The sequence below is a fragment of the Actinocorallia sp. API 0066 genome (assembly GCF_020991275.1).
Taxonomy (GTDB): domain Bacteria; phylum Actinomycetota; class Actinomycetes; order Streptosporangiales; family Streptosporangiaceae; genus Actinocorallia.
Window position 1 is genome coordinate 742475 of record NZ_JAJLQY010000001.1, and the last position, 13876, is coordinate 756350.

Consider the following 13876-nt stretch of genomic DNA (forward strand, 5'->3'; position numbering starts at 1 on the left):
GCCGTTGGAGTATCGCAGCGCCGCGCCGGGTTCGCCTCACTCGTCAAAAATCCAGTCCTCGTCCTCCTGCTTCGCGGCCCGCGCCACCTCGTGCTCGGGCACCGGCCGCCGCCGCCACCCGACGAGCAGCAGCAGGACGCACACCGCCGCGACGACGGCGAGGCCGCCGCCCGGCGACCAGACCCGCACGACGATCATCGTCTGCGCGACGAGGATGAGCAGGCTCAGCGAGCCGGCGACCCCCGCCGTCGCCCGGCCGAGCGGGTCGAGGCCGCGCAGCACCCAGGCGAAGCAGGCGGCGGGGACCGCGATCATCACGAGTATCAGCAGTGCCGTCACACGCCACGTCCGATCCGGTCGAGGTTCTTCATGATGAAGGCGGCGGGCACCCCCACGGTGACGGCGAGGGCGAGCAGCGCGCGCGGGTCCAGCGGCCGGGCCACCATGGTCCGCCAGATCCACTTGAGCGCGGTGCCGCGGTGCGCGCTGACGGCCTCGGCGAACGCCACCTTCCCGGCCCAGTGCGCGTACCCGCCGCACGGGAACTCGTACTTGGCGAGCATCCACTGCGCCGCCTGGGAGATGAGCGGCGCGTTGTCCAGGACGGAGAAGTAGGAGCCCTCGTGCCAGCGCAGCCCGAGCCCGACGAACGGGATCTGCCGGATCGGGGCGCGTCCGGCGGCGCGGAGCACGAACTCGTAGTCCTCGCCGTAGCTGCCGGGGATCTCCTCGTCGAACAGCAGCCCGGACGAGCGGCGCAGCAGCAGCGCCGACGGGTGCAGGTTCGGGTTGTGCCCGGTCAGCAGGTCCTCGTGGGTGACGCGGGGCCGGGGGATGAACCGCTCGGTGTCCTCGATGCTGCGGCCGAACAGCCGCAGCCCGCAGCACACCACCTCGGTGTGCGGTTCCCGGCCGAGCACGTCGACCTGGGCGGAGATCTTGCCGGGCAGGAACAGGTCGGTGTCGTCGCAGAACCCGACGTACTCGGTGCCCGCCGCGAGCAGCCCGGAGTTCCGGGCCCCGGCCGCACCGGGCGTCCTGGTGTTGACGAGCACCTCGACGGGCCGCAGCGGATCGTCAGACGCCAGGGAGAGGTCCGGCTCCCCCCTGTCGTACACAACGATGGCTTTGACGACCCCGGGGTAGACCTGCTCCTTCACCGAAGCGAGCGTCTCCCTGAGCAGTTCCGGCCGATTCAACGTGGGAATGACAACGCCGACCGAGGGGTGCGTCATCACAGCCTCCGAGGGGGCGGTGGTCATGGGGATCCTTTGAGGGTGAGGAAGCGCTCTACGACGATGGCGACGAAGCCTACGAAGAGGGGGAAGGCGACGACGGTGTAGGGGCGCAGGCGGGTCCACTGGTCGGGGGAGAGGCGGATGCGGCGGAGTTCTCGGGCGGTGAGGACGCCGATCAGCACCGGAAGGTAGATGAGGCCGGCCGGTGTCCAGTTGCTGACGCCGATGATGAGGCCGGTCGGGGTCGGGCGTTTGGCGGGTTCGCCGCGCTGCTCGACGAGCTTGTAGACCGAGGCGTCGGGCCCGGAGTACACCTCGGTGAACTGGCCGGACTCCTTGATCTCCCGGACCAGCCTGCTGTTCCAGTCGGCCGCGAGCCCGAAGTTGAGCACCTGGTAGGTGTCGTTGGTGCGGGAGCTGAACAGGTAGCTGCCGGGGTTCTCCTGCATCTTGGCGACGATCTCGTCGACGCTCGGCCTGCGGCTCGCGGCCTCGGCGGGCGTCGGCGCGACCGGCGGCGTCGCCATGAGTTTTGTCCGGTACGGCTCCTGCGCGAACTCGACGCGCACGTAGGAGAACCGCTCGAAGGACCGGTACCCCCAGGGCCCCTGTGGGGTGGCGCTGGCGGCGTCGCCGTTGGTGACGACCTCGCCCGACACCCAGACCATCGGGACCGGTTTGTCCCCGGCGTCCTCCAGCATCGCGTCGATCGCGCGCAGCTCGCTCGGCCGGACCTGCTCGAACGCCTCGTTGCCGTACCGGACCACCATGAACCCGCCCATGAGGAGCAGCGCGAACGTGCTGGCCATGACCGTCGGGCCCCAGCGCCGCACCCGCTGGCGGCGCGGCCCGGCCCGGACGACGGGCACCGGCTTCGGGTCGGGGTAGAAGGCGTACGCGGCGAGGAACACCGCGCCGGGCAGCATGAACATGTAGGTGCGCAGCGCGATCTCGCCGCCGTAGGACTGGAGGCCGAACGAGCTGATCGGGACGATGAGGAGGATCAGCGCGACCCTGTCGTCGATGCCGCGGATCCGGCGGCGCAGCAGCCCCACCACGGTGAGCGCCATGATGACGAGCACGATGACGATCCGGAGCCGCTGGATCTTGCCGAGGTCGGGGTCGCCGAACCCGATGCGTCCCGACGTGCTCTCCAGGATCGTCGCGATCGGGTTGCCGCCGCCCGCGAACAGGGTGCTTCCGGGGTCGGCCCGCCAGTACCCGTAGGCCATGAACGAGATCCACGCGAGGTAGATGACGCCGCCGATGACGGGCAGGCCGCGCAGCGTGCACCGGCCGACGATGGTGAGCGCCGCGCAGGAGGCGATGAGCAGGTAGGGGGTGAGCTGGTGGGCGGCGGTGCCGACGACGAGCAGCACCACGAGCAGGATGACGAGGGACCGTTTCTCCCACAGCCCGACGTCCCGGACGGGTTCCTCGCCGGGCGTCTTCGGCCCGAACAGGAACGTATAGACACGTCCGGGTTCGTCGCCCTTGCCGCGCTTGCCGCCGAGCCGCGTCCGCAGCACCGACGGACGGAACCACGTAAGCAGGATCGCGAGGAACAACAGATAGATGAGGTACCCGAACGCCTGTGGGGCGACGTAGTCCTGGCCGACCCAGTTCGCGACGGGGAACAGCCAGACCGCGAACCACTTGGCCCGCCAGTTGGCCTTCATCACCCGGACGATCATCGCGAGCGGCAGCAGGTACAGCAGCTGGATGAAGACCGGAGCCCACTTGAACACCGAGTTCAGGTCGTGCACCCCGACCGATTCGGCCAGGAATCCCACGAACGCGAAGAACGCGGGCCAGGAGAACCTGGCGTCCATGTCAGTTCCGACACTGCCGGTACGGGTGATGTACTCGATGAAGCCGGAGTGCTGCCAGACGGTCGGGAACCGCGCGATCGGTTCCATCACCTGGGCGAGCGTGTGCAGCGCCACCACGGTGACGACGATCTGCGCGCCGAGCAGCCACGGGGTGGGGCGGCGCAGCGCGAGGGTCGCGACGAACGTCAGCGTGAGCACGGCCGCGCCGAGCAGCGTCGGCAGCGGCAGCACGCTGATGAGGCCGAGGCCGGTGGCCTCGCGCGGGGTGACGCCGCGCAGCGGCACCCAGAAGAGCACGGCGCCGAGCCCGACGCCGAGGGCCAGCACCACGGCGGGGAGCTTGGCCAGGGGGTCGGCGGGCAGGACTTCGGGCTCGGTCGCCGAGCGGGTCGTCACGCTCACTTGCCACCTTCCGAGGCGGGCGGGACGGGCGGGGCGGCGGGCGTCTCGGGCGAGAGCGCCTGCGCGGGCGGCGCGGGCGGCGGGTCCTGCGCGCGTGCCGCCTTGCGCAGTCGCGGCAGCACCGCGAGCGCCACCGCGCTCTGCACGAGCAGCACCGACCAGCCGACGGCGGCGAGGTGGTCGTCGTGCACGAACATGCCGACGCCGATGACAACGCCGGCGAACCGGACGAGCTGGATGAGCGCGACGAGCCGGGTGCGCGACCTGACCCGCAGCACCCCGACGTACAGCTCGATGAGCGCCTTGGGCAGGGTGGAGAGCGCGAGCAGGACGAGCACGAACCCGGCCTCGGTCTTGAACTCGGCGCCGAACAGGAACGGCAGGCCGAGCACCCACGGCCCGGCGAACGCGACGACCAGCGAGACGGGCACGAGCAGCATGAGCGTGCGGCGCAGCGCGTCACGGCAGGTCGAGGCGAGGTTGTCGGTGGCGTGTGAGCCCTCGACGGTGAGGGACATCGCCATGTTGAGGGCGAGCAGGTCGAGCATCAGCCCGAAGATCCACGCCATCGCGAAGAACCCGTTGGCGGCCTCGCTGACCTTCGCCGCGACGAGCAGCGGGATGAAGTTGATGGCCGAGTGTGAGGCGACCGTGCCGATGAAGTCGCCCTGCAGGTAGCGGCCGATCTCGCGCGGCGTCGGGGTGTGGCGCTTGTCCTTGGTGAGTTCCTCGTGTTCGGGCAGCAGCCGCCGGAACACGAACCAGTCCATCGGCAGCACCAGGAAGATCACGGGGATCATCGTGGCGAGCAGGATGCCGTCGTTCGGCGCGAACGTCCAGGCGAGCCCGGCGAGCATGACGAACTTCACCAGCCCGTACAGGGTGTTCTTCACCGGCACCCATCCGGCGTGCCGGAGCCCGGTCAGGGCGGCGTCCTGCTGGGTGAAGATGTTCCACGCCGCGATGAAGATGATGAACGGGATGGCGTGCGACGGGTCGGCGAGCTGGTCGTAGTTGGGGCTGTCCCACCAGGCGAGGGACAGCACGAACCCGATGCCGAGCAGCACCGCGAGCACCGAGCCGAACAGGTAGGTGGCGAGGATGAGCCGTCCGCTGGAGCGCCCGGCCTGCGGGATGAACCGCATCAGCACGTAGCTGAGCGTCGTCATGCCGCCGATGCACATGACGGCCTGGATGACGGCGGCGTTCCTGCCGAAGTCGTCCTGGCTGTGGAAGTGCCGGGCCGCGATCCAGAAGCCGAGGCCGAGCACGCCGGTGAGGCCGCCGTTCAGCATGAGCGCGTAGGCGTTGCGGAACAGCGGGTTGCCGAGCTCGCCGCGCAGCCACGCCAGGCGCTTGGGCGCTGTCGGCGCCGCCGCGGGCGCCTCGCCCGGGGCGGGGCCGGGCGGGGCCTTGCGGTCAGCCATGGTGCGTCGTCTTCCGGTAGAGGTACCTGGACCGGCGTACGAGCGCGTACCCCTTGGTCAGTGCCTTCTCCCGGAAGAACCCATGCGTCCCTTCGGCGATCCTCCCGAATGTGTCAAGGGAGGTGCCGCGCGCCACCGTCAGCCTGGGGATCGTGTAGCCCGAACGCTCCCGGGCGACGTCGTTGGCGACGACGTAGGCGCTGGAGTACCCCGCGCGCGCGACGGCCCTGCGGACGCGCGCGCTGGAGTAGCCGTAGGGGTAGGCCATCGTGGTGACGGGCCGCTGCAACCTGTCCTCCAGGAGGAGGCGGCTGCGGGTGAGCTCGTCGTGCAGCGCCCCGTCCGGGAGCTGGTCGAGCTGCGGGTGGCTGTGGCTGTGCGCGCCGACCTCGACGCCGTGCTCGACGATCTCCTTGACGTGCGCCCAGGTGAGCATCGCGTCGAGCGGGCGGCCCGCGGCGTCCGGCCCGGCGTCGTCGAGCCAGCCGGTGGTGACGAACACCGTCGCCGGGTAGCCGAAGGACTCCAGCACGGGCAGTGCCTCGGTGTGGAAGTCGGCGTAGCCGTCGTCGAAGGTGATGCAGATCGGCTTGGCGGCGCCCGCGTAGGGGCCGCTGCCGGGTGCGGCCCGCAGCCCGGCCAGCGCCGACAGCGGCACCGGCGTGAACCCGCGCTCGCGCAGCAGCCCGAGCTGCGCGGCGAACATGCCGGGATCGACGGACAGGCCCCTGGTCTCCGGCGGCGGGTCCGCCCGCACGGAGTGGTACATGAGGATCGGGACGCCCGGCATCACGCCCCCCTGCGCACCGCGCGGCGGCCCACCAGGTACCCGGTGGCGGTGAAACCGAGGCCGGCGGTGATGGCGGCGGCCCGGCCGAGCCCGCCGACGTCGCCGCGGGCCGCGTCGCCGACCCCGCGCAGCGCCCCCTTCGGCAGGGTCTTGAACGCGTGCGCCCGCTCGTTGGACAGGCCGTCCTGGCTGCCGACGAGTGACGCGACGAGCGCCTTGGACAGGCCCTCGGCGTAGCAGCGCGACCGGTAGTAGGCGAACCGGGTGCGTTCGGCGGGCACCCGGTGCCAGATGACGGCGTCGGGTTCGAAGAGCTGGATCGTGTCGGGCCGGTGCTGGCCGAGCCGGATGCAGAACTCGGTCTCCTCGCAGCCGAGCGGCCGGTCGATGGCGTGGGTGCGGCCGATGTCGCTGGAGAAGCCGCCCGCGACGTCGAACGCCTCACGCAGGAACGAGGCGTTCCCGCCGAGCACGTTGCGCACCGGACCGGGCAGCATGCCCCGGTACGTCCCGCCTACCGTCCATTCGAACTCTTCCGGGAACCACCGCGGCCTTTGCCCCGTTGTCACGGTGAAGGCTTCTGCGGAGTCGGGGTGAAGATGGGGGTCTCCGGTCTGGATCCGCAGAAGCCTTCCCGACTCCATCTCGGCGCGCAGTTCGGCGGAGGACGGCGCGCCGGGCCACAGCGACAGCGTCCGGCCGCCGACCCCGATGACACGCGGGTCGGCGTACGCCGCCGCGAACGCCGCGAGCCAGCCGGGCGCGGCCACCGCGTCGTCGTCGAGGAACGCCACGACGTCGCCGGTGGCCAGCTCCACCCCGGTGTTCTTGCCGCCCGACAGCCCGCGCGGATGCTTGTTCCGCACCACGTTGACGTCGGGCAGCGCGGCCGCGAGCTTGCCGTGCAGCTCGGGGTTGTGGTCGACGGACAGGATGATCTCGTGCGCGGGATGCCGCTGCGCGCGCACCGACGCGACGGCCGCGAGCACGTCCTCCCACCGTTTGTCGGTGAACGCGCAGATGACGACGGAGATGCGCGGCGGCGCGCTGTGCCCGGTGCTCATGCCGACCGTCCCCGGAGTTTGGCGTAGCCCTTCAGTACCCGGTCGGCGAACCGGTAGAACGCCGGATTGTCCAGCGCCCTGTCGCGCAGCCGGTTCAGCGGCACGTGCCGCACCCAGTGCAGCGCCGCGCCCGCCGAGGGACGGGCCACCCGGCCCTCGGCGATGGGGATCTCACGGCTCTTCAGCCACTCCTTGAACTCCTTGCCGCCGCGGCCCATCCAGATCTCGTCGAGGCCGGATCCGGACGCGCCCTCCGCGAGCCGCAGGTGGCCGATCATGCCGGGCGAGTAGCGCGCGAACTCGGTGTCGTAGGCCGGGAACCACCCGGCCATCGACGCGCCGTCGCGCAGCCCGAAGTGCATCGACACCGGCTTGCCCCCGGCGCGCAGCACGCTCAGCACGCCGAAGCCGGTCTCGTGGAAGTGCCGCATCAGCGCGACGATCCAGGGCCTGGCGAACCTGTCGGTGCGCCCGGTGCGCTGGTACTGGAGCGACTTCCAGCGCATCAGGGTCCGCAGGTCCTCCGGGTCGGTGGAGGCGAACGCGTAGCTCACCTCGCCGACCTCGCGGCCCAGCTTGCGTTCCTTGTACCGGATCGTCTTGTGCGTCTTGGGGGCCAGCGCCCTGGCCTCGGCCTCCCACGCGGGGAAGCCGCCGGCCAGGTCGATGATCGGCTCGACCCGCACCACCTGGTGGTACGGCGCGAACATGCGCTGCCCGGCGATGAGGTGGTCGAAGTCCCAGACGCCCAGGCCGCACTGGCGCAGCAGCTCGGCGGCGGGCAGGTCGAGCGCCGGGTCGGCGACGATGCCCTGCAGGTCGGTCAGCCCGAACCCGACCGGATGCCCGACGCCGCCCCGGTGCCGTTCGAACGGGAAGAACGCCGCGACGCCCGCGCCGTCCTCGACGACGGCCACCCGCACGTCGGCACGGAACCGCGCGACGCCCAGGGTGAACTCGGGCGCGAGGAACGGGTTGTGCAGTGCCGGGTCGGCGCCGCGCAGCTCCCGCCACCGGCGCAGCTCCGGTTCCCCCAGTTCGTCGGGCCGGACGATCCGCGTCCTCATTTCGCCCTCGCCGCCGCCAGACTGCCGACCGGGACGGGCTCGAACGAGGTGTTCAGGTGGGAGTTGTCGAGTTTGCCGGCGAACCGGAGCCGGATCATCGTCTTCAGCACCCGCCAACCATCGCGGAAGGTGTTGAGGTTCGACTCGCCGAATCGCCGATGTGACTCATGACTTGCCACCTCCGCTACCTTCAGACCGGCGCGGACGGCGTTCACGCAGATCTCCGTCTCGATCTCGAAGCCGGTCGACTGAAGTTGGAGCTTCTCCACGACGTTCCGGCGCATCGCGACGTACCCGTAGCACAGGTCCGTCCACTTCTGGCCGTAGAGGAGGTTGGCGAAGCGGGTGAGCCAGAGATTGCCCTTGTCACGCAGCCAGGTGAGGTCGTCGGAGCCGCCGCCGCAGTTGTAGCGGGAGCCCTTGACGAACTCGAAGCCGCGGCACAGGAGCGACAGGAAGCTGTCGAACTCGGCCGGGTCCATGGAGCCGTCGGCGTCCAGCATGATGATGACCTCGCTGGTGGCCGCGGCCATTCCGGTGCGCATCGCGGTGCCCTTCCCCGTCGGGGGCTCCACGATGATGACGGCGTCGGGCCGCAGCAGCCGGGTGATCTCCACGGTGCCGTCCGTCGACTCGCCGTCGACGATGACGACCTCGTCCACCGCGGTCAGCCGCGGCAGTAGCCATCGGAGGTTGTCGGCCTCGTTCAGAGTAGGGATCACGGCCGTGACCGTGGGCCACTGGGTACGCCGCCTGGACAGGTCCAGCCGGTTGCGACGGGCGGTCTGCGACAGCATCGCCGGCCCGAGGGAGTGCTGGGTGTTCATGAGGGTCCCCCGTGCGGAGTGGGTATCTGCTCTGTTTGATGTAGGCCACCCTCATGATGTTCAGATGTACGCGGAAGGCCATCCCTTAGGTGACGCTGGCCATACTACGACCAGCATCTCGTCGCGGATAGTCAGGGGTCGGCTACAACGAGTTGGTAGCCTCCGACGTTATGGAAATGGGCGCTTCGCGGTGGTATGGCCGCCGGTGCGTACCCCCCGGGAAGCGGCATTTTCGGGATATTCCCGGTCCCTTCGATACCCGGTTCCCCAAGGCTTTCGCCGACCTTTCTCCGTCACGGGAGGATCTTGGGTGTTCACCCTTATGGCCGGATTGTGCCAGGTATGCGAACTGCGTCCGAGAATGTCGATAAAGGACTTCTCAACCGTCCGGGAGGGCGCGGTAGAGGGGGGCCAGCGCGTCGGGCAGCGGGCGGCGGCGGACGCGGACGTCCGGCGGGTCCAGGAGGGTCAGCAGGAGATCGGGTGGGGCCGGGGGAGCGGCGGGGCGCTCGCGGAGCGCGGCGAGGCCCTCGGGCGGGGTCCAGAAGTCGTCCGCGCGCAGCGGCGGGCCCGGCGGCGCCGGGGCGGCGTCGGCGGTGCCCGGGCGGCGGCGCAGCGCGGTGCGCAGCGCGTCCGGGGCCCTGCCGTTCCAGGCGGGGATGAGGAACGGGTCGTCGTCGAACGCCTCGGCCAGCATCGCCAGGGCGGCCAGCGCGTGGTCGCACACCGCGCCCCACTCCGGGCAGTCGCACATGACGTGCAGGTCCTCGGCCGTCTCGGGGAACAGCGGGACGCCGCAGTCGGCGAAGACCCTGGCCACCTCGTCGGGGAGGTCGCCGCCCAGGATGCGCGCCCTGACCACGGGACGGCGCGCCAGCTCCCCCTCGATCTCCTCCCAGCCCTCGATCTCGGGCAGGCCGAGCGTCACCCGGTAGGGCTCCTCACGGGCTCCCTGGACGAGGGCCGTCACCTCGTAGGCGCGCACGTCAAGGCGCTTCACGTGGACGCGCCCCCTGACGCCCCTCGCCAGCGCGGCGGTGCCCAGGAAGCCCGCGAGCGCGGTGAGGAACGCGCGCGACCAGCGGGTGTCCTGCGGCGGCGGGTCGGCGCGCGGCGTCAGCCTGCGGACGCGGATCGGGCCGGACATCAGCGGGCCACCGCGTCGGGGGAGAGCGCGAGCAGGTCGCGCAGCTCGGCGACCGACAGGCCGGTCAGCCACTCCTCGCCGGTGCCGACGACGGCCTCCGCGAGCGCCTTCTTGCGTTCGATCATCTCGTCCACCCGCTCCTCCATCGTCCCGGCGCACACGAACTTGCGGACCTGGACGTCACGCGTCTGCCCGATGCGGAACGCGCGGTCGGTCGCCTGGTCCTCGACCGCCGGGTTCCACCAGCGGTCCAGGTGGATGACGTGGTTGGCGGCCGTCAGCGTCAGCCCGGTGCCCGCCGCCTTCAGCGACAGCAGGAACACCGATGGGCCCGACGGACCCTGGAACTCCCGCACCATCGCGTCGCGCTGCTCCCTGGTGGTGCCGCCGTGCAGCCACAGGACGGGCCGCTCCAGCCGGGCCGCGAGATACGGCTGGAGCATCGTGCCGAACTCCGCGTACTGGGTGAAGACGAGCACCTTCTCCCCGGCCTCCAGGATGCGCCCGCACAGCTCCTCCAGGTGCTCCAGCTTGCCCGACCTGCCCTGGAGGCGGGAGCCGTCCTTCAGCAGCAGCGCCGGATGGTCGCAGACCTGCTTGAGCCTTGCCATCGTGGCCAGGACCAGGCCGCGCCGCTTACGCGCGTCGGCTTCCGCGACGCGTTCCAACATGTCCTCGACCGTCGCGCGGTACAGGGACGCCTGCTCGGGGGTGAGCGGGCAGTACACCTTCATCTCCTGCTTCTCCGGCAGATCCGAGATGATCGACTTGTCGGTCTTGAGGCGGCGCAGGATAAAAGGTCGCGTCGCGCGCTGGAGGGCCGCCGCCGCGTGCTCGTCGCCGTCGCCCTCGATCGGCGCCGCGAACCGCTCGCGGAACGCCTCGCGCGGGCCCAGCACACCGGGATTGGCGAACTCCATCACCGACCACAGCTCGCCCAGGTGGTTCTCCACCGGGGTGCCGGTGAGCGCGATCCTGCGCGGCGCCGGGATCGACCGGATCGCCTTCGCCTGCCGCGTCGCGCTGTTCTTGAGCGCCTGCGCCTCGTCGCACACGATCCGCGCCCACGGGACGGCCGCCAGCCGCTCAGCGTCGCGGGTGGCGGTGCCGTAGGTGGTGAGCACAAGGTCGGCGGCCTTCGCGGCGTGGACGAGCGCGTCGTCACGGTGCCTGGCCTGGCCGTGGTGGACGTGCACGCGCAGCTTCGGCGCGAACCGGGCGGCCTCCCGCTGCCAGGTGCCGACCAGCGACATCGGCACCACCGCGAGCGTCGGCGCGCGCTCGCCCGCCTCGACGGCCCGGACGAGATAGGACAGAACGGTGAGCGTCTTGCCCAGGCCCATGTCGTCGGCCAGCAGCGCGCCCAGGCCCAGGTCCTCCATGAAGGCGAGCCACGACAGGCCGCGCTCCTGGTAGGGCCGCAGCGTCGCGGTGATGCCCTCCGGCGTCGGGACCGGGGTGATCCTGCGGTCGGCCTCGCCGGACAGGAGGTCGCCGAGCGCGCCGTGCGCCTCCACCGCGACGAGCGGGAGCGACCGCTCGCCCGCGTGGATGACGGCCCGGACGGCCTGGCCCGCCGTCATCGTGCCCGAGCCGCCGTGCCTGAGGAACTCCAGTGCCGCGTCGAGCTGGTCCGGATCGAGCTCGACCCAGCGGCCGCGTAGCCGGACCAGGGGTGTCTTGAGCCTGGCGAGTTCGGCCAGTTCGTCCTCGTCCAGGGACTCGTCGCCGACCGCGACCTCCCAGCGGAACTCCACGAGGTCGTCCAGCCCGAACCCGGACTTCCCGGCGGCGCCCTGCTGGCCGCCGTCGGCGGGATCGGCCGTGCGCAGCTTCAGGCCGAGCCTCTCGCGCCCCGCCCACGTCGGCAGCAGCACCCCGAACCCGGCGGCGCCGAGCAGCGGCGCGGTCCTGCGCAGGAACCGGAACGCCCCCGCCACGTCGAGTTCGAGCTCCGAGGGCACCGCCGAGTCCAACGCCCGCGCCAGCTCGGGAAACACCCGCAACGCCCGCCCGAGCCCCGCCATGAGGACCTCCTCGGCCCCCTCGACAAACGCGTCACCCTCCCAGACCCGCCCGGCGGGCACCAGAAGGCTCAGATCCCGAGTCCCCTGCACCAGGAACTCCACCCGCCACACCTCCCCGACGGCTTCGCCCTGGTCGAGCCCACGCGCATCGGCGCCGCCGTCCTCCGGCCGCGCGGGCGCGGCGTCAGCGAGTTCCGGCCCGGCGATCCGGGCGGGACCGTGCGCGAGGGCGACGGTCGCGGCGGTGGGGAACTCCGGCCCCGGGAGACGGATGGTGTCGTCTGCGGCATGGGGGAGGTGTGCGGGGTTGGTGGGGTTCTCGGTGGCGTGGGGGTCGATGAGGCGGAAGGTGAGGCGGAGGGGGGAGTCGGCGGGACGGGCGGTGCGGAACCAGGCGTCGAGGTCGGCGCGGAGGGGTGCCGGGTCGTCGCCGGGTTCGCGGGCGACGGCGCCGGACGGGCCGGTGAGCGCGGCGAACCAGCGTTCGGCGAGCGGGATCCGCTCGGGGGTCTTGCCGGTGCGCGGCGGAAGGGCCGGGTGCGGGACGCGGGCGCGCACGGCGGTGTCGGCGAGGCCGTCGAGGGCGGCGGTGAGGACGTCGGCGGCGGGCGTCTCCGGCGCGGCGGCCCGGCACGCGGGCGGTATCGCGGCGGCCAGCGCGGCGAACCTGCCCGCGTCCGGCACCGCCCGCCAGTGCGCCACGAGGTCGCCGTCCTCCTCGCGCAGCGCGGGCAGCACCCGCCCCCGCCGCGCCAACTCCACCGCGTCGCCCGCGACGATCGCCAGGAACCGCAGATCACTCCCCGCCACCAACCCCCGCGCGCCCCCGGCGTCCGCCGCGTCGTCGCCCGGGTCCGCGCGGTCGTGGAGCGCGGGCACGGCGGTGAGGACGTTCATCGCCGCGAACGGTTCGAGGACCAGCGCGGGCACCTGCCACACCTGGAGTTCCGGCGCCTCGGCCGCGACGGCGGCGCCCAGCTCGCCGGACGGCAGCGGCCCCCCGTCCGCGCTGGGCAGCAGCATCGGCAGCGTCACCCGCGCCGCCCCGCGTACCGCCGCCTCCAGCACGGTGCCGCCGAACTCGCGCGTGGCGAACGGATGCGCCCCCGCCGCGCCCGCCCGCTCCCCGTCGTGCTCGGCCCAGAGGCACAGCGCCCCGCCGTGCCACACCGCGTGCCCCACCAGCATGCCGCGAAGCTACCAGCGCCCTCTGACATTCCGACCCGGCCGCAAAGGGTGAAGGGCGTGTTCGGTCGGGGTTGTGCGGGTGGCGTTAAGGTGCGTGGTATGTGGCGGAGTGCGATGGTTACCGGGGCTTCCAGTGGTATCGGGGAGAGTTTTGCGGCGGCGCTGGCTCGGGCCGGAGTGGATCTTGTGTTGGTGGCTCGGCGGGGGGAGCTGCTGGAGGAACAGGCCGGGCGGTTGCGGGGGCTCGGGGTGGGGGTCGAGGTGCTGGTGGCGGATCTGACGGAGGACGACGGGCTCAGGAGGGCGTGTGAGCGGGCTCGGGGGGTGGATCTGCTGGTGAACAACGCGGGGTTCGGGGCCTTCGGCGCGTTCGAGGGGGTCGGCGTCGAGGAGCATCGGCGACAGATCGGGCTGAACGTGACGGCGGTGGTCGAGCTCGCGCACGCGGCGCTCGGGGGCATGGCCGAGCGGGGCCGGGGCGGGATCCTCAATGTCGCGTCCGTCGCGGCCTACGTGCCTTCGCCGGGAAGCGCCGTGTACGGGGCGTCGAAGGCGTTCGTCGTGTCGTTCAGCGAGAGCCTGCACGCGGAGGCGAAGGGCGCGGGCGTCCACGTCACGGCGCTCTGCCCCGGTTTCACCCGGACCACGGAGGGCGAGGCGACCGGCCTGATGTGGCTCGCCAGGGAGAAGGTGGCGGCCGCCGGACTGGCCGCGGTGGCGCGGGGTAAGGCCCGATGTGTGCCCGGCGCGCAGTACCGGGCGCTGCTTCCGGTGCTCGCGCTGACGCCCGCCGCGGCCCTGCGCGCCGCCTCCGCCGCGCTCTGGCGGCGGGCCTTCGCGACGCACGCGGGCTGACCGCCTTTCTTG

Annotated in this window: 11 protein-coding genes; 1 reads left to right on the forward strand and 10 read right to left on the reverse strand. The window is 72.0% G+C overall.

The window, feature by feature from the left end; all coding sequences use genetic code 11:
- Positions 1 to 36: 36 nt before the first annotated feature.
- The 10 genes from LO762_RS03495 to LO762_RS03540 all read right to left on the reverse strand — a co-directional run bounded on the left by LO762_RS03495 (position 37) and on the right by LO762_RS03540 (position 13009).
- Positions 37 to 339, reverse strand: coding sequence for a hypothetical protein (locus LO762_RS03495; protein WP_230612312.1), 303 nt, complete (start codon positions 337 to 339; stop codon positions 37 to 39).
- On the reverse strand, positions 336 to 1262 hold the full coding sequence (locus LO762_RS03500; RefSeq protein ID WP_230612313.1) for a glycosyltransferase family A protein: 927 nt from the start codon (positions 1260 to 1262) through the stop codon (positions 336 to 338). The genes LO762_RS03495 and LO762_RS03500 overlap by 4 nt, the downstream gene beginning before the upstream one ends.
- On the reverse strand, positions 1259 to 3472 hold the full coding sequence (locus LO762_RS03505; RefSeq protein ID WP_230612314.1) for a hypothetical protein: 2214 nt from the start codon (positions 3470 to 3472) through the stop codon (positions 1259 to 1261). Before LO762_RS03505 ends, LO762_RS03500 begins: the two co-directional genes overlap by 4 nt.
- Positions 3469 to 4899, reverse strand: a complete 1431-nt coding sequence (locus LO762_RS03510; protein ID WP_230612315.1) for a lipopolysaccharide biosynthesis protein — start codon at positions 4897 to 4899, stop codon at positions 3469 to 3471. The genes LO762_RS03505 and LO762_RS03510 overlap by 4 nt, the downstream gene beginning before the upstream one ends.
- Entirely contained in the window at positions 4892 to 5689 is a 798-nt protein-coding gene (locus LO762_RS03515) for a polysaccharide deacetylase family protein (RefSeq protein WP_230612316.1), read from the reverse strand. Before LO762_RS03515 ends, LO762_RS03510 begins: the two co-directional genes overlap by 8 nt.
- The gene (locus LO762_RS03520; RefSeq protein WP_230612318.1) at positions 5689 to 6753 is read right to left on the reverse strand and encodes a glycosyltransferase family 2 protein; all 1065 of its coding nucleotides are present in this window, start codon (positions 6751 to 6753) and stop codon (positions 5689 to 5691) included. The genes LO762_RS03515 and LO762_RS03520 overlap by 1 nt, the downstream gene beginning before the upstream one ends.
- Positions 6750 to 7820 carry a GNAT family N-acetyltransferase gene (locus LO762_RS03525; protein ID WP_230612320.1) on the reverse strand — a complete coding sequence of 357 codons (1071 nt, stop codon included), beginning with the start codon at positions 7818 to 7820 and terminating at the stop codon, positions 6750 to 6752. Before LO762_RS03525 ends, LO762_RS03520 begins: the two co-directional genes overlap by 4 nt.
- Positions 7817 to 8542, reverse strand: a complete 726-nt coding sequence (locus tag LO762_RS03530) for a glycosyltransferase family 2 protein (protein WP_230612322.1) — start codon at positions 8540 to 8542, stop codon at positions 7817 to 7819. Before LO762_RS03530 ends, LO762_RS03525 begins: the two co-directional genes overlap by 4 nt.
- Positions 8543 to 9026: 484 nt before the next feature.
- Positions 9027 to 9794 (reverse strand): hypothetical protein, encoded by a 768-nt coding sequence (locus tag LO762_RS03535; RefSeq protein ID WP_230612324.1) that lies wholly within the window; start codon positions 9792 to 9794, stop codon positions 9027 to 9029.
- Positions 9794 to 13009, reverse strand: a complete 3216-nt coding sequence (locus LO762_RS03540; RefSeq protein WP_230612326.1) for a DEAD/DEAH box helicase — start codon at positions 13007 to 13009, stop codon at positions 9794 to 9796. The genes LO762_RS03535 and LO762_RS03540 overlap by 1 nt, the downstream gene beginning before the upstream one ends.
- Before the next feature lie 114 nt (positions 13010 to 13123).
- Here LO762_RS03540 and LO762_RS03545 point away from each other — a divergent pair, with 114 nt between their 5' ends.
- Positions 13124 to 13864, forward strand: coding sequence for an SDR family oxidoreductase (locus LO762_RS03545; protein ID WP_230612331.1), 741 nt, complete (start codon positions 13124 to 13126; stop codon positions 13862 to 13864).
- The last annotated feature ends 12 nt before the right edge of the window (positions 13865 to 13876 follow it).